We start from the raw sequence: 23,066 nt of genomic DNA, 5'->3' as shown, positions 1-23,066 counted from the left end.
GTGCATGGACGAAAGCTTTTTTATTTTGTACGGCAGAAAGAAGGAGAATTCCATGTCAAAACGTATTGTAGTCAAAATAGGCAGCAGTTCGCTGACGAGCAGCCAAGGCGGTCTTAATCGAGAAGCAGTCGCTTACTTCGCGGGGGAGTTGGCTTCCTTGTACAAACTTGGCTATCAGCCGCTGCTGGTTACTTCCGGCGCCGTAGCTGCTGGATTTCGGGCAATCGGCTACTCTGAACGCCCCAAAAAATTGTATGAAAAACAAGCCTCCGCAGCTGTCGGACAGGCACTGCTTATGCAGGCTTATCAAGAGGCGCTGGCCGATTACGGTCACGTTGCCGCCCAAATCTTGTTGACCCGTACAGATTTCCACAGCCGCCAGCGAATCGGCAATGCAGTCATGACGGTCGAGGAACTACTGGCGCGCGGTATTCTTCCGATATTCAACGAGAACGATACGGTATCCGTCGACGAACTGAAATTTGGTGATAACGACACCTTGTCTGCCCTCGTCGCCAACCTGGTCAAAGCGGAGCGGCTGATTATTCTGACTGATATGGACGGTCTCTACAGCGCCGATCCGCGGAATGATCCGAATGCTTTCAAATACGAGACGATCGACGAAATTAGCGATGAGATCTACCGGATGGCCGGCGGCAGCGGAAGCAGTGTCGGTACCGGCGGCATGCGATCCAAGCTCGATGCCGCCCGGATCGCTACCCGCGGAGGAGTCCCGGTCTTTATCGGCCGTGCAAGCGAAGCCGGCGATCTGACCGCCGCCGCTTCGGGCGGAGGACGCGGAACGCTGTTCACGACACGGGTGGCTTCCATGCCGGTCAAGAAGCAGTGGCTTGGCTATCTATCGCGCCCTCTCGGTGCTCTGATTGTCGATGCCGGTGCAAAACGTGCACTTGCCGAAGAAGGTCGCAGTCTGCTCCCCGTCGGCATTACGGCTGTGGAAGGGCAATTTCACGAAGGAGACGTCGTCGAAGTGCGCGGTCCTGAAGGAGATATCGTCGGACGAGGCGTCGTCAATTATGATATGGAAGACCTTCAGCGTGTCTGCGGGATACCGGGACCCCGAGTGCTGGAGGTACTGAAAGATCTACACCGACTGGAAGCGATCCATCGGGATGAATGGATTTCATTGGGGTAACTGGATTTCATCAGGGTGACTTTCGAGATCAATCTCTTAAATATGGATAAGGAGGAAATAATAATGAGTGAAAAAAATCTTACCGATCAAGCAGACACAGCCCAAGCATCCAGCACTGTCGACTCTTACAGCGAGGTAAAATTCAAAGCCTCGCTCGCCGGCACTGCTGCCCGCCGGATGGCTTCTCTATCCACAGATGAGAAAAACGCCGCCCTACTGGCGATGGCTGACGCTTTGATCGTTGAAGCCGATTCACTGATCGAAGCGAACCGGGAAGATTTGGAGCGGGGACGCGCAGGCGGCACAAGCGAATCGCTTCTCGACCGGTTGATGTTGAACGCGGAGCGGATTACTTCCATATCCGATGCACTCAAATTGGTTGCGGATCTGCCTGATCCAACAGGGAGAGTACTCGAGACTATTGAACGTCCGAACGGACTTCATATCGAGAAAGTCAGCGTACCGCTCGGCGTAATCGGTATTATTTACGAAGCACGGCCGAATGTGACCGTTGACGCGGCTGCACTATGCCTCAAAACAGGCAATGCTGTCGTGCTTCGGGGCGGTTCCGCTGCCTTGTCCACCAATAAGCGCATTGCCGAGGTCCTTCGCGCCGCGCTGGCTCAGACAAGTCTTCCGCCGGACGCCCTTCAAGTAATCGAAGATGCTTCGCGCAGCTCGGTCGACGAAATGCTGAAGCTGAACGGTCTGCTTGATGTAATTATTCCGCGAGGCGGCCGCTCCCTAATCAATAATGTCGTGCAAAATGCGACTGTACCGGTGATCGAAACGGGCGCCGGCGTCTGTCATACGTATCTCGATGCGTCTGCGGATCCTTCAATGGCCGAAGCTATTGCATTGAACGCCAAAATCCAGCGTCCTTCCGTCTGCAATTCGATGGAAACGTTAATCCTGCACGAAGATTTTGCAAATCGTGAATTGTCTTCTCTGGCAGGACAGCTGCTGGAACGCAATGTCGAGCTGCGGGGCGACGAACGGACTCGTGAGCTTGTGCCGGAAGCCAACCCGGCTTCCGAAGAAGATTACGGAACAGAATACAATGATTATATTCTGAACATCAAGATTGTAGGTGGGCTAGATGAAGCGATAGCTCATATCGACAAGTTCGGGACCAAACACTCCGAATGTATCGTAACCGAGGACGAGAAGAACGCTGTACGCTTCCTGAACGAAGTTGACGCTGCAGCGGTCTATCATAACGCTTCTACCCGCTTCACTGACGGTTTTGAATTCGGATTCGGCGCAGAAATCGGTATCAGCACACAGAAGCTGCATGCACGCGGACCTATGGGGCTGCCTGCGCTGACCTCCTCCAAATACCGGATTTACGGAACTGGTCAAATTCGCCAGTAAACCGGACATTATCGATTCACCCAGCTGTTCAACTTGGAAAGGATGAGATGAATATGACCCAATCCCGCATGCTGATCGAAGACCCTATCTGCTTTTTCGGCGCCGGTTCGATGGCTGAGGCTGTCGCCCGCGGCCTGATTGCCCGCGCAGTCATTGCACCTGCACAACTTACATTCTTAAACCGGAGCGACACCGCTCGCCTTGAGCATCTTAAGCAGCGTTACGGCACTCCCGGAACGAACGATCCAACCTCTAAAGAGGAGGTGCTGCGCAATTCTCCGGTTGTTATCCTCGGAATGAAACCGAAAGATGCCGCCGAAGCCCTTCAACAGCTGGGTAAGCTGATCGGTCCCCGTACCTTGATCGTATCCATGATTGCCGGACTCTCGATCGGTACGATGCATACGCTGCTCGGGCGTCCCGAGCAGCCGATTGTTCGCACAATGCCCAACACGTCCAGTTCGATCGGTCTTGGGGTTACCGGACTCAGTTATTCAGCCGGGCTCTCCGAAGAACACCGCCGTACGGCACGTCTTCTGTTCGAAGCGGTCGGAATGATTGTCGAAACTGAAGAAGAAAAAATCGATTCGCTGACCGGAATTTCAGGCAGCGGTCCGGCATATGTCTATTACATGATGGAAGCACTAATGGAAGCTGCGGTACTTGGAGGATTGACTTCCGAACAAGCCCGTGAGATGACGATACAGACCGTGCTCGGCGCAGCACAAATGGTTCGTCAGACAGGTGAAGAACCGGCCGAACTTCGCCGTAAAGTCACTTCGCCTAACGGAGCTACCCAAGCTGCTCTCCTTAAACTCGACGAGAGCGATTTCTTCGGTGCCGTTATTCGCGCCGCTCAGAGCTGTACGGCACGCTCGGCGGAAATGGGCCGCGAGCTGGAACAGCAGCTGCCCAAATCCGATCAAGGCTAGTTCCATCAGCTGATTCCGCAAAAAGCAAAGCCCGTCCTATGAAGAGTCTTTCGACTCTTCATAGGACGGGCTTTTTAGCATTTGGTTCAATCTAGTAGGATTCTGCGTACTCCAAATCAGGTGTTAAACACTTTCTTTTTTCCCGGAACGCAGCATCTTGAGTCCACCGCCGATCAACAGAAGCGCTACGATCGCATTGCGGACATACGGCTCGGTTTCGTAAAATAACCAGGACCAGTAAGAGGACATATGCAGGTCGATAAGCGGCATCACGATCGTTTTCAACACATAATACACACCCAATACGACTAATAGGATGCCGATCCAAACGCGGTTGGTCGAAAAGTTTTGCAGCAGTGGAGTATCGACCAGCGGTTCGTGTCCATAACGTCCGTTTTGTTGAAGCGCATCAAAAAACGCATAAAACCAAATTAACGGAACCAGAAACAGGAACAACGACAATCCCAATACATCAAGAATATAAATGCTGCCGAAGAACAGAATCATCATCTGTGCCCCGCGTTTCATCAATCCCAGATACATATGTGATGCGCCAGGTACAATTGCCAGCAGTAGCCCCAGTGTACGACTTTTGCTGCTCCCTTCCCGGCCCATATCCCACTTTTCGATCAGGGAGTAATCGCGAATTTTCTCTCCCTGACTTTTGCGTCCCGCCAGCTGAACCGCATCAAACATACCGTAGATCCAAATAATCGGCAGAACACCGAGGAACAGCAGGAACGATTCCTGTCCGGTAAAGCCGGTCATGAAGACAAGCGCCGTAGCGAGTCCGAAGAACGCCGCCAAAAACGATACGCCTCGTTGAAGCAGTCCCATATAGAGATGCCCTAGTCCCGGCACAAAGCTGAGGATGACCGTGTAAAAGCGCTCCGAGTCAGAAAAATACTCTGGATCACGTATCATTCTTCCTTCCCCGATTGGCGGGTAAGGCGGATAATCCGGTTCTCCACCTCTATCGAATTTCATTCCCGGTTCCATTCCTTGATCTTCTCTCATTACATTCCGCTCATACTCCCGATAGCGCCGATAAGCCTCTTCACGAGCATAATGCCTTTCTTCATCCCGTTTGCTTGGGCTGCTCAGCAGAACAACTACCATATCCATCATGCTGATGAACCAGAGAAAAATGGCTCCAAGCGTTCCTATAATGACGAAGGAGTCTTCATCGGTTACAATCGTCAGGAACACCCCTCCAACGAACAATCCGGCGATTAACAGAAAATAGATGAAGCTTCTTTTTTTGTTCCCCCAATACAGATGACCGAGCCCGGGCACCATATTGAGCAGCAGCGCTGCCACCCTACTCCGTTGTTGATTCATGTTTGTTTGCTCCTTTCGCCTTAAAGCCGCTCAACCAACTTGAAGCCCCGTCTGCCAGCTTTTGACTGTAAGACACTTTGCTCGCTTCGTCCGCAGCTTGCAGCGCTTGTTCACCAAACCGGTCGAATGCACCTGTAAAGGTCAGCAGCAGGGCAGCAGCAGCAGCCACCGTATACAATACAATCGGCTCTGTCCATCTGCGGCCGAAGCGTCTGCTCTTAACATCGGCTTCTTTCGGAATTGCAGCTATAACACGTTCGCTGAATGCTTCTTCGTTGTTTAGACCCGGAAGCTCGGAGCCGACATTTTCAAGCGCCATCATATAATACTCAAACGCCTGCTCGTCTCCGCCCTGAAGCAGATCTTCCAGTCTGTCCCGAAGCGGTTCGGACAGTGTGCCGCGAACGTAGGCCGTCCATTCCTTAGGCCCGTAATGTACGATTTCATTCATCGCAATTCCTCCTCCCGCCAGTGCTGCCGAATCCACATTCGCGCCCGGTACAATTTTGACTCGACGGTTTTGACCGTTACATGCATTTCCGCCGATATTTCTTCATAATTTTTGCCCTGAAAATAAAATGCCTCAATTACATCTCGATGTCCCTGCGGCATATCCGCTAAACGCTGCCTAATCTCATCCGACCGTTCTTCGCGCAGAATACGGGTCAGTGGTGCTTCGTCTCCTGACGCAATCTGCAGAAGAGCCGGTTCCGAATCATACAGATCTTCGTGTCTTCGATTCTGCTTGCGCTTGAAGTCGATCGCTTTGTTCATGGCAATCCGCGAGATCCACGTCTTGAAACCTTGGGAACGGTAATCAGGGAGCGATTTATGAATTTGGACAAACACTTCCTGCGCGGCATCTTCGGCATCCTTCTCGCTGCGCAGTACCGAGAAGGCTATACGAAATACGTGCTGCCTGTATGTGTCAACGAGCTCGCGAAACGCGTCGTCCTCTCCGCGCAGAATACGTCGAATCAATTCCTGTTCATCAATCTTGCTCCCCCCCTTTCCCGCTTATATAGACGCACCTATCGGGAACAACCCTGCATGTTTTTACAAAATAGTTTGCGATTTTTCCATCCGGGTCTGAAGTCAAGCTGTCATCTCTAATCATACTGCGTCTTCGAATAAAATACAGCAGCGCAAATGATGATGTACAGCGATGGGTTACAGACAAAAAAGCCTTGCGGCAGAAGGCCGCAAGGCTTTGCGATAAACGTCGGGACGCACGATTGTCTGTATCGACGAAAAAGCTTGGACAAACGTATTTTGACGTTTGTAGAGTGAGTTTCCTCATTGTCGCTGTTAGCTCAAATGTGGAAATTCACCTTTTTCTGTCGGTGAGTTTCCTCTCTCTCGCTGTTAGCTCGAGTGCGGAAATTCACCTTTTTTATCGGTGAGTTTCCTCTCTCTCGCTGTTAGCTCGAGTGCGGAAATTCACCTTTTAATCGGTGATTTTTTTATTCTCGCTGTTGGCTCGAATACAAAAAATCACCTTTGCCCTCTAAATTTCTGAGAATAGGCACGGACGTCTTCCGGGGTACGTACCCGGTTGCGGCTCCATTCAAGAAGGATCCGGTCGATATAGCGGAAATGCAGTTTACCTGCAAATACCGCTTCTTTCAGTGCCAACAAAATCAGCTCTTCCGGATACCGGTCCTGATCAATCCAAACGGAGATCGTCTCGCACTCCATCGGCGACAAAGGGCGGGCAAATTCTTGTTCGAACACTCCGAACAGGTTATCAGCTGTTTCTGTGTCGTCTTCAGGAACTGCTGCCGGACGTTCCATCCGGCGCTGGCTGCGGCGCTCTTCGGCCAAGCAGCCTGCCAAGCGCTCATACAGCCCGGCCAGGTTGTAGCGTTCAAAGCGGATACCGGATGGCGTGTCCTCGTCCTCATGGATAGCCAGAAACCCGTCTTTGATCAAACGCTGAAGCCTAGCGGCGAGTTCGCTCGGCTCCATCCCGGTTCGCTCCTGCAGTTCTTCAAGGGTCGGGAAGTCGTTCAACTCCGCTTGGCGGAAGGCGATGAGCTGAATAAGCAGCATCGCTTCCTCCAAACTGAGATCCATCTTGCGGTAAAAACGCAGCAGGGCGTGAGGAATATGAACCTGAGGCGATTCCATCGCATAGGAGACTCCCATGGACCAAGTCTTCCAGGCTTCGTCATTCACCCGTTTGTTCCTCCTTCCGCCTGCATAATCGGCTCTGCGCAGCATGCGTAAAGCGCCTTACGGATAGAGACGGTACAGCATACGCGGGAACGGAATCGTCTCGCGGACGTGATCGAGGCCGCAGATCCAAGCAACTGTACGTTCCAGCCCCAGACCGAAGCCCGAGTGAGGCACAGAACCGTATTTGCGCAGATCCATGTACCATTTATAGGCGTCGGACGTTAGGTTATGCTGTTCGAAACGCTCTTCCATCAGCTTCGGATCGTCGATCCGCTGCGAACCTCCGATAATCTCTCCGTAGCCTTCCGGCGCGATCATATCGGCACACAGCACGACTTCCGGGCGGTTAGGATCAGGTTTCATGTAGAAGGCTTTAATTTCCGCCGGGTAATGCGTAATGAATACCGGCTTGTCGTAATGGTTGGCGATCGCCGTTTCGTGAGGAGCACCGAAATCTTCGCCCCATGGCACGTCAAATCCGTTGTTGTTCAAGAACTCGATGGCTTCATCGTACGTGATACGCGGGAACGAACCTGTAATCTGCTCCAGCTTGCTCACGTCGCGCTCCAACGTCTCCAGCTCGGCACGGCAGTTGTCCAACACGGACTGCACCACGTAGCTGACGAACTGTTCTTGAATTTCCAGACTTTCTTCCAATTCTACGAAAGCCATTTCCGGTTCGATCATCCAGAACTCGATCAGGTGACGGCGAGTTTTGGATTTTTCGGCACGGAATGTCGGACCGAACGAATATACTTTGCCAAGCGCCATCGCTGCGGCTTCCATATACAACTGACCGCTTTGCGTCAGGTAAGCATCCTCATCAAAGTATTTGATGTGGAACAATTCCGTTGTGCCTTCGGCAGAAGACGGCGTCAGAATCGGAGGGTCCATCAGCGTGAAGCCTCTTGTATCGAAAAATTCCCGAACGGCGCGAACGATCTGCGCACGAACGACCATAACCGCACGCTGTTTCGTAGAACGGAGCCAGAGGTGACGGTGATCCATCAGGAAGTCTACTCCGTGCTCTTTTGGCGTAATCGGATAATCTTCAGTGATATGCAGCACTTCAATTCCCGTAACTGTCATTTCATAGCCGGATTTGCTGCGCGGTTCTTCACGAATAACGCCTGTCACATACAGCGAACTTTCTTGCGTCAGGCTTTTGGCATCATTCCAGATTTCTTCCGAGACTTCGCTTTTGACAACGACGCCTTGAATATATCCGGTACCGTCGCGAAGCTGTAGAAATTGAATTTTTCCGCTCGAACGCTTGTTATTCACCCAGCAGCCGATTCTTACCGTCTCGCCGACGTGGCTGCTTACGCTGCGGATGTCTGTTTTGGTAGACATGCAAGTCATTCCTCTCTCTGTATGTTAAGCTTTTGCTTCTTCGACAATCCGGTACGTGTCGCGCGCAATGACGAGCTCTTCGTTCGTCGGCACAACCAGTACTTCCACTTTGGAATTCGGCGTCGAAATGCGGCGTGGATCGCCGGAGCGAACCTTGTTCAATTCGTCGTCGATCTCGATACCCAGGTACGACAAATTGTTGCAGACTTCTTTGCGAACGATAGCGGAATTTTCGCCCACGCCGGCCGTGAAGACCAGTACGTCGACACCGTTCATTGCTGCTGCATAAGAACCAATATACTTGCGCAGACGGTATTCGTACATTTCGAACGCCAGCTTGGCATTCGGCTCGCCCTTCTCCCAGCCGTCTGTAATATCGCGCATATCGCTGCTTACGCCCGAGATTGCCAGCAGACCGCTGTGCTTATTCAGCATGGAGTTCACTTCGCTTACGCTCAGCTCTTCCTTGTTCATGACATAAGGTACGATAGCCGGATCCAGATCGCCGGAACGTGTACCCATCATGAGACCTTCGAGTGGAGTCATGCCCATTGATGTATCGACAGAGATACCGCCCTGAACGGCCGTAAGGCTGCCGCCGTTGCCGATATGCGCCGTGATGACCTTAAGGTCTTCCAACGGCTTACCGAGGAATTCTGCTGCTGCCAGACTGACATAATAGTGCGAAGTGCCGTGGAAACCGTAGCGGCGCACTTTGTATTTGTTGTAGAGAACGCGCGGAATAGCGTAGAGGTACGACTTCTCCGGCATCGTCTGGTGGAACGCCGTATCGAAGACAACGACCTGCGGCACTCCCGGCATATTGATTTCCGACGCTTCGATACCCATAACGGCCGCCGGATTATGCAGCGGAGCCAGGTCAATCAGAGCGCGGACTTTCTTTTTCGTGTCTTTGTCGACAAGTGCAGATTCATTAAAGAACTCTCCACCGTGCACGACGCGGTGCCCGATCGCATTGATCTCGTCAACGCTTCCGAGTACGCCGTGCGTTTTGTCGGTCAGCTTTTCGATAACTTTCCGAATCGCCGTATTATGTTCCAGAATTTCGCTGACTTCTACGACTTCTTCTTTGCCGGTCGGTTTGTGCGTCAGAATGGACGAGTCCATTCCGATCCGTTCAACCAATCCTTTGGCCAGAACCGATTCGTCGGTCATGTCATACAGCTGATATTTAAGCGAGGAGCTCCCCGAGTTGATTACGAGTACTTTCACAGTCTGTCACCATCCTTGTCGTACTTGAAAAATCCTTCGCCGGTTTTTGTACCGAGCTGTTCCGCACGCACCATTTTTTTCAAAATGAATGCCGGACGATACTTGATATCCCCGAATTCGCGGAACATGCCTTCGAGTGCCGCCAAAACGGAGTCCAAACCGAAACGGTCGCACATTTCGAGCGGTCCGCGATTGAACTGGTATCCGATACGCATTGCGTCATCGATGTCTTCGGCCGAAGCTACGCCTTCTTCAAGCACGTGCAGCGCTTCGTTGATCAGCGTACAGATCAGACGAGTGCTGACAAAACCAGGAGATTCGTAAACCATGATGCCTTTTTTGTCGAGCGTCTCTTCTACGAAATTCTTCGCCGCATCAAATACGGTATCCGAAGTTTTCAAACCGCGAATCAGTTCGACCAGGTTGATCGAAGCAACCGGGTAGATGAAGTGCATGCCGATTACGCGCTCCGGATGCATCGTGGAGCTGCCGATTTCGGTCAAGCTGAGCGCAGACGTGTTGCTCGCCAGTGTAACGTGGCTCGGGCAAACCTGATCAAGCTGTGCGAATACCGCTTTTTTCGCTTCCAGATCTTCCGAGATCGTCTCGATGACCAGATCGCAGGAACCAAGGTCCGCAAAGTGGGTCACTTTCGTAATTCTGGACAGCGTAAGCTTTTTCTCTGCCGGGGTAATCCCCCATTTTTCCAGCTTCTTGTCCAGACTTGTTTCGATCATGCTGTACGAATAATCCAATTTCTCATTATTCTTTTCAACGAGCAGAACGTCAAGGCCTCGGGAAGCCAGCATTTCTGCGATCCCCTGTCCCATGACTCCGCCGCCGACGACGCCTATTTTTTTAAAATTCATCTCTAGTTTTCATCCTTTCTGGTCTCTCATGCAAGATTGTCCACTCCTACAGCCGACATGAGCGTCTTGCATTCCCAACATCTAATCATATCTTAGCATATCCAAAATGTAAAAAAGAAATTGAGCGTTAAAAAATTTAGTCTGCCGAGTATGGACATGCATTTTCATTTTACTCCTGCAAACTATGTTTGAGGCATTTAAGTTTCAGACATTTTGTGAGCGCTGCGGATCAATTGTTCTAACACGTCTCTGCCAGGGCATGGACGCCGCTCTTCTTCGCTCCAAAGCAATCCTACCGGAATCCGTGAATGTTCCAACGTATAGGGGATGCAGCGCATCTCTTGGGGCACAGGCATTGTACTTACCACCGCTCCTATTCCTCCCATTGCACGGGTCAAAGCCGGAATAGAGGAGAGACGGCTGACCGTACAGGTGAAGGGTTTAGTGGGATAGGTGGAAAATTCCTGTTTTAAGCGAAGATGATACAGACAATCTTCTCCGCCTGCAATCAGTGGATATCGATAAAAGTCTTCAACCCTGAGCCGATCCTGTCCTCCCAGAGGATGCGAACGGTCAACGATGAAAGCAATCTCTTCTTCGTACAACGACTCGAAATAAGCGCTGCCCATGTCTCTGGGCCGACCGCAGAGCGCCAAATCAATTTCTCCGGTATGAATGGCCCGGGCCAGTCTTTCACTGGAATCAATTAATATTCGACATTCGATCCCTGGCTTTGATTTGCGAAAATTCTCCATCAGCTGCGCGAGTCCATTTTCTGCCGCAGGCTCGATTACCCCGAACGTCAGCACTCCTTTCTCTTCATCGCCGAGAGACAATGCCTGATTATGTACATGAATCCAGTGACGAATCAGTCCTTCAACTTCGCCCGCATATAACTTTCCTGCTTCTGTCAATTCCGCTTCCCAGCCGCGATTGAACAGTTTAAAGCCTAACTCTTTTTCCAGACGTTGAATCTGTGCGGTGACGGTCGACTGCGCATAATGCAATTTTTCCGCAGCCTTGGCAAACGTCCCCTGCTCGATAACCGCCTGAAACGCAAGCAGTTCTTTGAGACCCATTCCAGTCATCTCCATTCGCATTTCCGAATCTTTACACACACATTTTCAATTATATAGATCTGCTGCTCTGTCCTACAATAAAGGCAGTCCAACAAAAAGGAGAGCTGAATATGCCTTTCATTCGTACCAGTTACAGGCAGGATCGCCATAACTCTGTACAGCTTCAAGCTTATGCCGAAACTCTTTTGGAATCTCTGGTTGAACACTTTCAAATTCCGCTTGACGACTTCTTTCATGTTTTTCATGCAGTCGAACCTGCCGGTTTTCAATTCAGCCCAAGCTATCTCGACATAAAGCGCAGCGAAGAGCTGCTGTTTATCGAAATCACGCTCGGGTCCGGACGCAGCCGCAAGCAAAAAAGGAATTTCTACCAGGACGCTGCCGAACGCATTGCCGAGCGCTGCCATATACGTCCGGAAGATATATTCATTATATTGGTCGAGACTGAACTTGAAGATTGGTCTTTCGGTCTTGGAAAAGCACAGATGATTGACACACCTCCCTCTTGGCTGAGCGATCCGGAGACCATATTGGAGCTGAAAGCCCATACTGAGGAGCAAAACACTCGGAATTGCCGTACAGGCCGTCTTCCTGATGAAAAATTGTCCGAAAGCATGCTTGAAAACTCCGCAGGACAAGCCTATGCAGACATCTCCCCAGCTTTTGCAGATTATACGCAGCGTTTACTGTTTGATGAAGTCTGGGCAGATCCGTCTCTCACTCCGCGCGAACGCAGTCTTGTTACCCTATCGGCACTCGTAACAGCAGGACAATCCGAGCAGCTCCCCTACCATCTGCATCTCGCTGAAAAACACGGATGGTCACGGGATGAATTGTCGGCTGTATGCACACATCTTGCCTTCTATGCTGGCTGGCCCCGTACGGCTTCGGCACTGAAGATATTGGAGCATGAACTGCCGAAAGTTTAACCTTGCAGGGATTCACTTCACATTTATTTCTCATTCACTTCAAAAAGACCTCCAAATCCCTCGCCAGCGGCGAAGTCTTAGGAGGTCTTTCACTGTTATGGAGAAAGTTACTTTCAGGCGGGCAGCTGAGTTAATTCATGAAACTGCGCACGGAACTGGTCGCCCGACAGTACTTCTTCATGCATCAAAATATCGAGTGATCCTTCAAACACTGTACGATAACGGTCAAGCTCGCGGCGAGTCTGTTCGGTCAGCGCACGCAAAATCTTGTCGTTATGCTTCATCAGTTCTTCCTGCGTCAGCATCTTCAGGCTGACAATGCCGAGATCGGTCAGACCTGACACGATCATGTTCTCAACCAGATTCAATGCCTGCTCGAAGTCTCCGCGAGAGCCTGTGCTGCGTCCGCCGTAATACAACTCTTCGGCGGCAGAACCGGCCAGCGCGATCATGATCTGTTCCTCGAGGAACTGCTTTGTGTACAGATACTGTTCCTTCTGCGGATTATGGCGCACATAGCCGAGAGCCTGTCCGCGAGGACTAAGCGCAACTTGGCTGACGCTGCCCGGACGCAGAACTTCGGCCATAATCGCATGCCCTAATTCGTGAATGGCAACCCGACGCTTTTCTTCGACGGTCGATTCGCGGTCTGTCTTCTCCCCGAGCATAACTTTATCAATGGCACGGGAGAGATGCTGCTGATCGATAACGGCTTTCTCTTCACGCATGGCATAGATTGCAGCTTCGTTCATTACGCTTTCCAGCTGTGCACCAGAGAAGTTGTATGCTTCTTCCGCAATACGATCCAGATCGACATCCGGCGATACCGGACGGCTTTTGGCGTGCAGGTCGAGAATATGCTTGCGGCCTTTTTTGTCCGGCAGATCAACTTGGATATGACGGTCGAAGCGGCCCGGACGCAGCAGTGCACTGTCCAGCATTTCTTTGCGGTTGGTAGCGGCAATGATCAGAATACGCGGCTCTTCATTCGTATAAATGCCGTCCATTTCGGTCAGCAGCTGGTTCAGCGTCTGATCGTATTCACGCTGCTGTCCACCTTCGCGTTTACCGCCGATTACATCGATCTCGTCGATAAAGATAATTGCGTTCTGCTTCTTTTCTTGGGCTGCACGGGTACGCGCATCTTTGAACAAGTCGCGAATTCGTCCTGCGCCAACGCCCACGTACATTTCGACAAAGTCACTGCCCGAAGCGGCAACAAATACGGAATCGGTATAATGGGCAGCGGCTTTTGCCATCAGCGTCTTGCCGGTTCCCGGAGGACCCGTCAGCAGGATGCCTTTGAGTGGACGAATGCCCAGCTTCTTAATTTCTTCGTGTTTGATCAGGAAGTCGAGTGCCTCGCGCAGCTCTTGTTTGGAATTATCTTGGCCGCCGATCTGCTCGAATGTGAATTTATCCGGTTTCTGCTTTTTACGGTTGCGGTTTTGAGAAGCTCCAACAGCCAGACCGCCTTTCATCTGCAGTACGGCGAAAACGCCTACGCCGATCAAAGCCAGTACAGCCAGCGGCATAATGTTAACTCCGACAAGCGGCAGGAAGACGACAAATGCCGCCGCAAAACCGATCAATATTTCTTTTGTCCATCTAGGCATTCGGTTGTCCTCCCGTTCCTTGCGCCGCTGTCAGCGGCAGAATAATGTATTTGTTCGCTTTTTTATCCGTTGCGGAGCTGAGCGCTACATAAATATAGTGATTGTCCATATCGCTTGAAATGGTATACTCGTCATTCTCGCTCTGAATCTTGGACAGCGTGTCGGGAATCATCGTATAACGTTTGCTGGCCATGGCTTCGGCGACGGAAAATGAAGCTTCTTTCCACAATGCGTCAATGTCAGGTGTCGAATGGTCGGCAATGTCAAGAACGATCGAACGCTTTTTGAACATCTGTCCTTGTTCCTTACGAAGTTCCGCAATCATTCCACGCAAATCCACATTCGATTGCAGATCGAGTTTCAAAAGTGCTTGGTTCTGGGTAATGTTCACTTGAGCGCTGTTCACGCCTGGATATTGACTGAGTATCTGCTCTACAGGACGCTCAAGGGCCGTCTGACGGTATAGGAACCAACCGCCCAACAATAAAACCAAAGACAGCGCAGCAGTGATAACAACGGGAAGCATGCGAATTTTCAATGGGCATTTCTCCTCTTCTTGCTGTGTGTGTAAACGTATAGACAAGAGTATGACATCCATCTAGCCTTGTGCGCATTCGACATTTTCGGAAAATGTCCGTTGGCGCTTTTCAAGGTATCTTCGTATAAACCAATCGAATTCCTTCTTTGTTCAAATTTAACTCTTTGTTGAACATAAGTATATCACACCGTTTTCCCATTTTCTAATTTGCATAAACTTGCCTTTGTGACTGCTTTGTAGAACCTTTACCGGGAAAAGTCTCCCTGCACAATTCAGGCACTTCCTAGAAGCATTCAGAGGCGTATAAGGCTTTCATTTTTCAATTCAAGAAAAGTACCTATAAAAAAGACCTCTCTGCAAAACAGAGAGGTCTTTTCGTTTATCGGAACAGCTATTTCCTACCACTTCGCCATTTCGAATGCTTCACCGATCGCGCTTCCGTCCTTTAGATTGTAGAACTGGTAGTAATGCTTGTCATTCTGCTCGTAAAAAATTTGCCAAACGTATTGATTATTGTGAATGCCCGGCAGCATGCGAACCAGCTTCGCATCCGGATATTCGGCTTCGAAGCGGCTTCGCATATCCTCGCGAGTCACTGTACCGTTAACCGCCAAGGTACGAAGTGCATTCTCACCCTCCGCAGGCGTACCTTCGGACGTATACTTCAGCCAGACATACTCTTCTTCTCCGCTATCCGTTGTACCTTGAATAACCCAAAAGATCGAATTTTCACCCCAGACCCACTTGTCGGCACGCTTTACTTCCGTCAGCTGTGCCTGGGAACGTGCCGAAGCGATAGCCGCATTGCGTTCCTTCGTTCGTTCCTGCAGGGAGAGCGTATAGTACAAATAGGCTCCCGTCAGCAGAATCAGAACGATAAGTATGACTAGTATAATCATTTTCGTACGCTTACTCACGTTGACTTCCTCCCGATATCCGGTTTATCGGGCCAGCAGCCCTTCGAATGCCGCTTGGGCTTCAAACCGGATTTTTTCTTCGTCCAGCGTCAGACATTCGCGGTTCTTGACGACCTGTTGGCCGTCTACCCAGACGTGGCGAACATCCTGTCCGGCCGCCGAGTAAACGATATGCGACACATAGTCTGTACGCGGCAGGAAATGCGCCTGATCGATATCGAGCGCAACGAAGTCCGCCTTCATACCGGCAGCAAGCGTACCAAGGTTCTCGAGATACAGCGACTGCGCCCCGTACAGCGTACCCATACGCAGCGCTTCGAGTGCCGGAACGGCTGTCGGGTCACCCGAGACACCTTTGTGAATAAGAGCAGCCAGACGCATTTCTTCGAACATATCGAGATTATTGTTGCTTGCCGGTCCGTCGGTGCCCAGCGATACGACAACTCCGGCTTTCAGCAGCTGCGGTACTCTCGCTACTCCGCTTGCAAGCTTCAGGTTGCTGCCCGGGTTATGCGAAACCGCTACCTTGTTCGCCGCCAGAATTTCAATCTCTTGGTCTGTCAGATGAACGGCATGCGCTACCATGGACGGACGGGAGAAGAAGCCCAATTTTTCAAGATGTGCAACCGGACGCAGTCCATAATCGCGTACATTCTGCTCTACTTCCGCTGCTGTCTCCGACATATGCGTATGCAGCGGCAGGTCCAAATCGTGAGCGGCCTCTACAAAGCGCGCAATATAAGCAGGCGGGCATGTATACGGAGCATGCGGCGACATCATAACCGTAATGCGCCCGTCTGCCGCCCCGTGCCAGTTTTTCGCAAATGTAATCGCTTCGGCCAACTTGTGCTTCTGTTCTTCTTCGGAACACAGGCCAATTACACCACGTGTAAGCGAAGCCCGAATTCCGGACTCCTTAACCGCCTGGCTCACACGGTCCATATGATCGTACATATCGAGAAACGTGGTTGTGCCGCCCTTAAGCATCTCAACGATTGAGAGCGAGCTGCCCCAGTACACATCGTCCGACGTGAATTTGGCTTCCATCGGCCACATCTTGGTCTGCAGCCATTCCTGAAGCACCATATCGTCGCCGTAACCGCGAAGCAGCGACATCGCCGTATGCCCGTGACTGTTGACGAGTCCGGGCATGAACAGCAGTCCCTTTCCGTCGATCGACGGCAGATCCCGAGCGTCTTCCGGCTCTTCAGTACCGATGTAGACAATAGTGCCGCCATCGATGACCATGCAGCCCTGAACGACACCTCCTTGTTCGGCTGTGGCAAATACGCCGTTTCTAACGATCCACTTTTTCGGGTTGTTTGTCGTTGTCATGGACTTCGGTCTCCTTTCCGCTGTCGAGATAATAAGCCAAGCTAAGCAGATCCGTCGTGAAATCGGCCGCATGAATACGCACTTCCGGAGGTGCTTTGAGCACCGTTGGCGCAAAATTCAAAATGGCTTCAACACCCGCTTCAATCAGCTGATCCGCAACGCGCTGCGCTTCCGTGTCCGGTACCGTAATGATGCCGACACGAATATTTTTCTCGACTACGGTCTCTTTCAATTCCTCGATCGGCTGCACGGTCAGCATGTTGATTTTAGTGCCGATTTTCGGTACATACGAGTCAAAAACGGCAACAATCTTCATGCTTTCTTTCAGATACATATTATAGTTGGACAGCGCATGCCCCAGATTTCCGGCACCGATGAGAGCTACGTTAATCTGACGGTCCAACTTAAGAATATGGCGAATTTTTTCAATCAGATAAGACACGTCGTAACCGATACCTTTTCGTCCAAAATCACCGAAGTACGCCAGATCTTTCCGGATTTGAGCCGGGTTAAGATCCAGCTTTTGTCCCAGTTCTTGCGAAGATACGGTCATTACCTCACGCTTATGCAGTTCGGTTAAGTGACGCAGATAAACGGGAAGTCTGCGAACGACGGCTTCCGAAATTTTTTCCGCTTTCATTCAATGTCCCTCCCAGGGAAAGAGTTAATCCGTCTGCACTTCCGGCTCCAGCCATTCGGCGACTCTCGGGACAATTTGTCCGAGCGACATATGCTCCATTTTGGGACCCGGAAGCGAGTATAAAAAGTATTTGCCATAGTACGATTCGATGACCCGCGTATCGTAAACGATCACAATGCCGCGGTCGCGGCGCGTTCGCACCAGTCGGCCGAATCCCTGCTTGAAGCGGATGACGGCCTGCGGAACGGATAATTTCATAAACGGGTTTAGGTTCTGCCGTTTAAGCAGTTCACTCTTAGCTTCCAGCAGCGGATGGCTCGGCGGCTGGAAAGGCAGTCGGACGATAGCCAGACAGGTCAGCGCATCTCCCGGAATATCTACCCCTTCCCAGAAGCTGCTCGTTCCAAGCAGTACCGACTGCGGATTGTCCTGAAAACGCCGCGTAAGCCGGCTTCTGCTTCCGCTGTCGACACCTTGACCGATCAGCGATATGCCCGACGCCGAAAGCATCTCTTTCAGCGGCTCATATACCTGACGCAGCATCCGATAAGAAGTGAACAGCACGAGCATTCTGCCGCGAGTCGCTTCCGCCGTCTGTGCCAGCGAATCGGTAAGCGCCGCCAGGAAGCTGGCATCCGCCGTCTGTCCCCGAACGCTCGGAAAGTCTCTTGGGACAATAAGAAGCGCCTGCTCCCGATAATTGAACGGCGATGGCAGCACTTCCGTTAACAGACGTTTGTTTGAATCAGCTTCCTTCAACCCCAACTGATCGATCATATAGTCGAACTTTTTATCCACCGCCAATGTAGCCGATGTCAGAATAATGCTTTTCTTTTTGTCAAAAAAGTGCTGCTGAAGTTGGGCACTGACATCGATCGGCACTGCATACAGCTGCAGCGACTTGCTCTTAAATTGCGAACTGCCTTCAAGCCAATACACCGTACTGCCGTCATCAAGCCTCATAAAGAAGCGAAGCGATTCCCGCGCTTCGGACAAGTCTTTAAACAGACCGGCAATATCCGTTGCCAGTCCTTCAGCCGTATAGTCTCCGCTGTCCTCCTTAACGGAGGCTGCCATACGCTCGCCTGTACGAATGACTTCACCGAGCCCTACATAGATCTGATCTTCCAGCGTCGACAAGGTATCCCAGCCTTTGGGATATTCCCCTGCTGTCAGGCGCAGCGTATGCTGGCCGGCTTCGGGGGCGGACGGATCGACCCGTTCGGGCAGCAGCGTATAGAGCAGTTCCGTCAACTTGTCCCAGCTTTCCTTCGCATCGATCAGCTCGGGAATGATGTTGTCGATCGCCTTGTTCCAGTCGTTTTTCTTCTCATGGCCGATCCGTCCGAGCAGCTGGCGTAATGCAGGAAGCTGTCCGTTTTTCCCGTCTTTATACAGGCGGTTTATCGCATGGATAAAAGAGAAATATTTTAGATGCAGCCCCAAATGCTTACCGGCCACATCCTCGAGATGATGCGCTTCATCAATGACGAGACGCTCGTATGCGGGCAGCAGCTGATCGTCGGCTTTGACGTCGGAGAACAGCTTCGAATGGTTCGTCACGACGACATCGGCCATCGACGCTTCGTGCTTCGCCCGATAGTAGTAGCAGCTGCGGAACCACGGACAGGCGCGTCCTAGACAAGAATCCGTCTCGCTGGCAACGGTATCCCAGAAATCTTGACCGCGGCCGATCCCGAGATTCAGCTCTTCGTCGTCGCCGTTTTCCGTACGGGTCAGCCAAACAACGAGCTGCGCCGCTGTCATCGCATCATCCGCCGGATGTACGAACTCGCGCCGGTCGATTTTTTGCTCAAGCTTGCGCATACACAAATAATGTCGGCGGCCTTTGAATACCGAAGCCCGGAATTCGAACGGTACGACGCGAGTCAAGAGCGGAACATCACGTTCGCGCAGCTGTTCCTGAAGATTGATTGTATGGGTGCTGACCATCACCTTGCGGTCTTTTTTTACGCTCTCGTAAATGGCCGGAATCAGGTAGCCGAGCGATTTGCCCGTTCCCGTTCCCGCCTCGATCAGCAGATGTTTGTCGTTTTCGAACGCTTCTTGCACTTTGCCAAACATTATATTTTGCGATTCCCGTTCTTCGTAGCCCGGCAGCTCGGCGCGCAAGTTGTCCTGTACCTGATTAAGAAATTCTTCGAACGAAACATCTTCGAGCGGATTTCCATCACGAATGTCGCGAGCCGGAGGCACTTCGCCCCACTCGCCGGCTTTCAGAGCAAACTGGCGATAGAACTTGAATTCTCCGCTTTCCTCAAGCGGTTCAAGTTCTTTTTCTTCGACCAACGTCTGGAAAAACCAGCCGAGGTCGCTATCGCCTTCGAGCAGTTCGGCCACGCGCTGCAGGGTAATAAGCGGCAGCGATCTTGCCTCTTCCAGACACTGCAAAAAAACGTGCGCCGTCGCCAACGCATCACTGTCTGCCTGATGCGGCCGCTCATGCGGAACACCGAACTGGGAAGCCACTGCGCCAAGCTGGTAGCTCGTAATCGAAGGGTACAAAATGCGAAGCAAATCGATCGTGTCCAGAATACGGCCGGTAAACGGCAGGTATCCGGTCTGGTCGAGCGCACGCTGTAAAAAACCAAAATCGAAAGCTACATTGTGTCCGACCAGCACAGCGTCGTCCAAAAGCGGAATCATTCCGATAATCGCCTCGTCCAGTCCCGGTGCTTCGCCGAGCTGTTCTTCGCGTATCCCTGTCAATTCGGTAATGAAAGGAGTAAGCGGAACGCCGGGATTGACCAGGGACTGGTACGTGTCCACAATCTGTAGATCGTGGTCGATGACGCTCAGCCCAATCTGGATGATAGCATCCGATGCCTGAGTGCCCGTCGTTTCAAAATCCAGCACGGCAAATTTCATGGAGTCGATAAATCCTTTCAATCGTATTTCCTTACCAGCATAACAGAGAAGAAGCGGTTTGGGAAACTCTTCACCACTCCGCCAAGCCCAAAAAAAGCGAGGCTTTCGCACCGCTTTACGCGGCGGAAGGCACCTCGCTGCCTGCTTGATCGTATCCTTTAGCGGATTGTAGCGTGAACTTCTTTTACGGCCGTCTCGATAGCGTGGTTGCCTTCATCTACGAAGACGACTGTAGGCTTGTGCGTAAGCGCCTCTTCATTGGACATGGAGGCGTAGGAGATAATGATGACCGTATCGCCCGGCTGTACGCGCCGCGCCGCCGCGCCGTTCAGGCAGATTACTCCGCTGCCCCGCTGTCCGGGAATGACATACGTTTCCAGACGTTCGCCGTTGTTATTGTCGACAACCTGCACTTTCTCGTTTTCGAGCAGATCGGCCGCTTCCATCAGATCTTCGTCAATTGTAATGCTGCCTACGTAATTCAAATTCGCTTCCGTAACGGTTGCGCGGTGGATCTTGGATTTCATCATCGTTCTATACATGCAGAGGAGCCTCCTTGAGCTTCATAATGGCATTGTCGATCAGACGGGTCGAACCGAATTTGACAGCCAGCGCCAAAATGGCGGAGCCTCCGGATGCCCGAAGTTCGGATAAACCATGTTCGGGATGAATCGGAGCCAAATCCGGGAATGAGAGCATCTCCACATAATCGATCTCGGCAATGGGAGAAGTTTGAATCGCTTGGGTTACGTCATCCACGATTTGCTGCGGTGTAACGTCTTCCGTTTGGATTCGGATGGAAGCTTCGCGCAGCGAACGTGACAGCACGAGTGCTTCGCGGCGCTGCTCCTCGCTCAAATATGCATTTCGCGAGCTGAGCGCCAGACCGTCTTCTTCCCGTACAATCGGACATGGAACAATATCGACATCCATGTTCAGATCTTTTACCATTTTCTGAAGTACGGCTACCTGCTGGGCATCTTTGGCCCCAAAGAACGCTTTGTCGGGCTTGATGATATTGAACAACTTTGATACGACCGTTGCCACACCGTCAAAGTGACCCGGACGGGAAGCGCCGCAGAGACGTTCGGTCACGCCTGTGACCGTCACAGTCGTCCTGCGTTCCTCGGGATACATTTCCTCCACGGAGGGCAGAAACACAACATCGACACCTTCACGTTCAGCCAACTGCAAGTCGGCTTCTTCGCTGCGCGGATAACGATCCAGATCTTCGTTAGGGCCGAATTGAATCGGGTTGACGAAAATACTTAATACCGAAATGCCGCTTTCCTGACGCGAACGGCGAAGCAGACTGGCATGACCTTCATGCAGGTATCCCATTGTCGGTACAAAACCGACGATTCGGCCTGCGGCCGAGCCTTCCTGCTGCTGACGCAGCTCGTTAATAAAAGCTCGGGCTTCGGAAATTGTTCTGGCGATTTTCATCTCTGCGCCCCCACCTCTTCTTTAGCAGAAGGCTGTCCTTCATTCTTCGGCGTTTCTTGTTCGGCGCTGCCGCCGTATAGAGAATCGAGTGACTCGCTTACTCCTTCGTCGGCTTTGAAGACATGGTTTTCTGCAGGAAAAGCTCCGCTTTTCACTTCATTGACGTAATCTTCAATGCCTTCCCGAATTTGCGAGCCGACATCGGCAAATGTCTTGACGAATCTTTTTTCCATATAAGGAGAGGCATATTTTACCACGTCGTGGAACACCAGCACCTGACCGTCGCACTGTCGTCCGGCACCGATCCCGATTGTCGGGATCGAAAGCTCACGCGTAATGGCTGCCGCGGTCTCTTCCGCCACCAGTTCCAGTACTACGGCGAATGCTCCCGCCTGTTCCAGCGCTTTCGCTTCGTTCATCAGGCGCTTGGCATCGGCTTCATCCTTGCCCTGTACCCGATATCCGCCGATTGTATTAACCGACTGCGGTGTCAGTCCAATATGGCCAAGAACCGGAACTCCGGACTGCACAATCGCTTTGACGGCCGGTACAATCTCTATGCCGCCTTCCATTTTCACGGCATGCGCATGGCCTTCCTGCATCAGGCGGCGCACACCTTTGAGTGTCTCATCAATGCTTCCGTGGTAAGTCATGAACGGCATATCGGCCACGATGAACGTATGCTGTGCTCCCCGCGCCGTCGCTCTTGAATGATACACCATATCATCCAAAGTTACGGGAATTGTAGAGTCGTATCCAAGCACGACATTGCCCAGCGAATCCCCTACCAGAATCAGATCGACACCGGCTTCCTCCGCCAGCTTGGCAGATGGATAGTCATACGCCGTAATCATCGTCAGGCGATCCTTTTGCTGCTTCATCTTAGCGATTTTCACTACGTTAAGCGGTCTTTTTGTGGTCATATTATCAGGCTCCTTTGTGGTTAAGCCCATTCCGCAAATCGCTCAAAGCGAATTTGGGAACAGCCTTTTAGTCAAGGTGTTTGCAGACATTTACAATTTCGTCCAACACAAACAACCTTTTAGCTTTCACCAAAAGGGCCGAAAAGTGAAGAAGAAACGGGTGCGACGATTCGCTTCTCCCATCTGTCTCGGTCCTCGTACGGCTCAGAGCAGAACTGCAGGGCATTTCCATTTTCTTTTAAGCATAAATGATACCTAGAGTACGTTTGACGTGCGGCAGTGCAGTTCGGCTGACAGCCGATACCGCCTCCACTACGC

General features: G+C 51.6%; 21 protein-coding genes. 4 read left to right on the top strand and 17 right to left on the bottom strand.

The features are described from left to right. Positions 1-52 precede the first annotated feature (52 nt). The 3 genes from proB to proC all read left to right on the top strand — a co-directional run bounded on the left by proB (position 53) and on the right by proC (position 3,462). Positions 53-1,156: a glutamate 5-kinase gene (gene proB, locus F456_RS0107790; RefSeq protein WP_018976450.1), complete on the top strand. Its 1,104-nt coding sequence runs from the start codon at positions 53-55 to the stop codon at positions 1,154-1,156. Positions 1,157-1,219: 63 nt separating this feature from the next. Continuing rightward, the gene (locus tag F456_RS0107785; RefSeq protein WP_018976449.1) at positions 1,220-2,530 is read left to right on the top strand and encodes a glutamate-5-semialdehyde dehydrogenase; all 1,311 of its coding nucleotides are present in this window, start codon (positions 1,220-1,222) and stop codon (positions 2,528-2,530) included. A 53-nt stretch (positions 2,531-2,583) separates the two neighbouring features. Continuing rightward, positions 2,584-3,462: a pyrroline-5-carboxylate reductase gene (proC, locus tag F456_RS0107780; RefSeq protein ID WP_018976448.1), complete on the top strand. Its 879-nt coding sequence runs from the start codon at positions 2,584-2,586 to the stop codon at positions 3,460-3,462. A gap of 123 nt (positions 3,463-3,585) precedes the next feature. Here the strand turns inward: proC and F456_RS0107775 are convergent, their stop codons facing one another. From F456_RS0107775 to F456_RS0107740, 8 genes are all read right to left on the bottom strand, one after another. Continuing rightward, positions 3,586-4,803 (bottom strand): DUF6677 family protein, encoded by a 1,218-nt coding sequence (locus tag F456_RS0107775; RefSeq protein WP_018976447.1) that lies wholly within the window; start codon positions 4,801-4,803, stop codon positions 3,586-3,588. Further along, positions 4,784-5,254 carry a hypothetical protein gene (locus F456_RS0107770; protein ID WP_018976446.1) on the bottom strand — a complete coding sequence of 157 codons (471 nt, stop codon included), beginning with the start codon at positions 5,252-5,254 and terminating at the stop codon, positions 4,784-4,786. Before F456_RS0107770 ends, F456_RS0107775 begins: the two co-directional genes overlap by 20 nt. After that, entirely contained in the window at positions 5,251-5,784 is a 534-nt protein-coding gene (locus F456_RS0107765) for an RNA polymerase sigma factor (protein ID WP_018976445.1), read from the bottom strand. Before F456_RS0107765 ends, F456_RS0107770 begins: the two co-directional genes overlap by 4 nt. Before the next feature lie 513 nt (positions 5,785-6,297). Beyond that, the gene (locus F456_RS0107760; protein WP_018976444.1) at positions 6,298-6,981 is read right to left on the bottom strand and encodes a DnaD domain-containing protein; all 684 of its coding nucleotides are present in this window, start codon (positions 6,979-6,981) and stop codon (positions 6,298-6,300) included. A 57-nt stretch (positions 6,982-7,038) separates the two neighbouring features. Beyond that, the gene (asnS, locus tag F456_RS0107755; protein WP_018976443.1) at positions 7,039-8,334 is read right to left on the bottom strand and encodes an asparagine--tRNA ligase; all 1,296 of its coding nucleotides are present in this window, start codon (positions 8,332-8,334) and stop codon (positions 7,039-7,041) included. Between the two features lie 24 nt (positions 8,335-8,358). Then, positions 8,359-9,567 (bottom strand): acetate/propionate family kinase, encoded by a 1,209-nt coding sequence (locus F456_RS0107750; protein ID WP_018976442.1) that lies wholly within the window; start codon positions 9,565-9,567, stop codon positions 8,359-8,361. Then, entirely contained in the window at positions 9,564-10,436 is an 873-nt protein-coding gene (locus F456_RS0107745) for a 3-hydroxyacyl-CoA dehydrogenase family protein (protein WP_018976441.1), read from the bottom strand. Before F456_RS0107745 ends, F456_RS0107750 begins: the two co-directional genes overlap by 4 nt. 197 nt (positions 10,437-10,633) lie before the next feature. Beyond that, complete coding sequence (locus F456_RS0107740; RefSeq protein WP_018976440.1) at positions 10,634-11,515, bottom strand: LysR family transcriptional regulator; 882 nt, start codon at positions 11,513-11,515, stop codon at positions 10,634-10,636. A 110-nt stretch (positions 11,516-11,625) separates the two neighbouring features. On the opposite strand from F456_RS0107740, the gene F456_RS25080 reads away from it, so the two are divergent. After that, complete coding sequence (locus F456_RS25080) at positions 11,626-12,444, top strand: tautomerase family protein (protein ID WP_018976439.1); 819 nt, start codon at positions 11,626-11,628, stop codon at positions 12,442-12,444. Positions 12,445-12,557: 113 nt separating this feature from the next. On the opposite strand, the gene F456_RS0107725 is transcribed toward F456_RS25080, so the two are convergent. The 9 genes from F456_RS0107725 to panB form a co-directional block, all read right to left on the bottom strand. Further along, complete coding sequence (locus F456_RS0107725) at positions 12,558-14,060, bottom strand: AAA family ATPase (RefSeq protein WP_018976438.1); 1,503 nt, start codon at positions 14,058-14,060, stop codon at positions 12,558-12,560. Then, complete coding sequence (locus F456_RS0107720) at positions 14,053-14,598, bottom strand: heavy-metal-associated domain-containing protein (RefSeq protein WP_018976437.1); 546 nt, start codon at positions 14,596-14,598, stop codon at positions 14,053-14,055. The genes F456_RS0107725 and F456_RS0107720 overlap by 8 nt, the downstream gene beginning before the upstream one ends. Positions 14,599-14,996: 398 nt before the next feature. Beyond that, the gene (locus F456_RS0107715) at positions 14,997-15,515 is read right to left on the bottom strand and encodes a DUF5590 domain-containing protein (RefSeq protein ID WP_018976436.1); all 519 of its coding nucleotides are present in this window, start codon (positions 15,513-15,515) and stop codon (positions 14,997-14,999) included. 24 nt (positions 15,516-15,539) lie between these two features. Next, positions 15,540-16,850 carry an amidohydrolase gene (locus F456_RS0107710; protein ID WP_018976435.1) on the bottom strand — a complete coding sequence of 437 codons (1,311 nt, stop codon included), beginning with the start codon at positions 16,848-16,850 and terminating at the stop codon, positions 15,540-15,542. Continuing rightward, entirely contained in the window at positions 16,813-17,490 is a 678-nt protein-coding gene (locus F456_RS0107705; RefSeq protein ID WP_018976434.1) for a redox-sensing transcriptional repressor Rex, read from the bottom strand. The genes F456_RS0107710 and F456_RS0107705 overlap by 38 nt, the downstream gene beginning before the upstream one ends. 24 nt (positions 17,491-17,514) lie before the next feature. Continuing rightward, positions 17,515-20,379 carry an ATP-dependent DNA helicase DinG gene (gene dinG / locus F456_RS0107700; RefSeq protein WP_026293731.1) on the bottom strand — a complete coding sequence of 955 codons (2,865 nt, stop codon included), beginning with the start codon at positions 20,377-20,379 and terminating at the stop codon, positions 17,515-17,517. Between the two features lie 158 nt (positions 20,380-20,537). Then, a complete protein-coding gene (panD, locus tag F456_RS0107695; RefSeq protein WP_018976432.1) occupies positions 20,538-20,921 on the bottom strand; it encodes an aspartate 1-decarboxylase in 384 nt (127 codons plus the stop codon). Further along, the gene (gene panC / locus F456_RS0107690; protein WP_018976431.1) at positions 20,914-21,825 is read right to left on the bottom strand and encodes a pantoate--beta-alanine ligase; all 912 of its coding nucleotides are present in this window, start codon (positions 21,823-21,825) and stop codon (positions 20,914-20,916) included. Before panC ends, panD begins: the two co-directional genes overlap by 8 nt. Continuing rightward, positions 21,822-22,748 carry a 3-methyl-2-oxobutanoate hydroxymethyltransferase gene (panB, locus tag F456_RS0107685; protein WP_018976430.1) on the bottom strand — a complete coding sequence of 309 codons (927 nt, stop codon included), beginning with the start codon at positions 22,746-22,748 and terminating at the stop codon, positions 21,822-21,824. Before panB ends, panC begins: the two co-directional genes overlap by 4 nt. Positions 22,749-23,066: the final 318 nt, after the last annotated feature.

The organism is Saccharibacillus kuerlensis DSM 22868, assembly GCF_000378145.1.
GTDB lineage: Bacteria > Bacillota > Bacilli > Paenibacillales > Paenibacillaceae > Saccharibacillus > Saccharibacillus kuerlensis.
The sequence above is the reverse complement of the archived record's forward strand: the minus strand, read 5'-3'. Positions and strand labels throughout refer to the sequence as shown.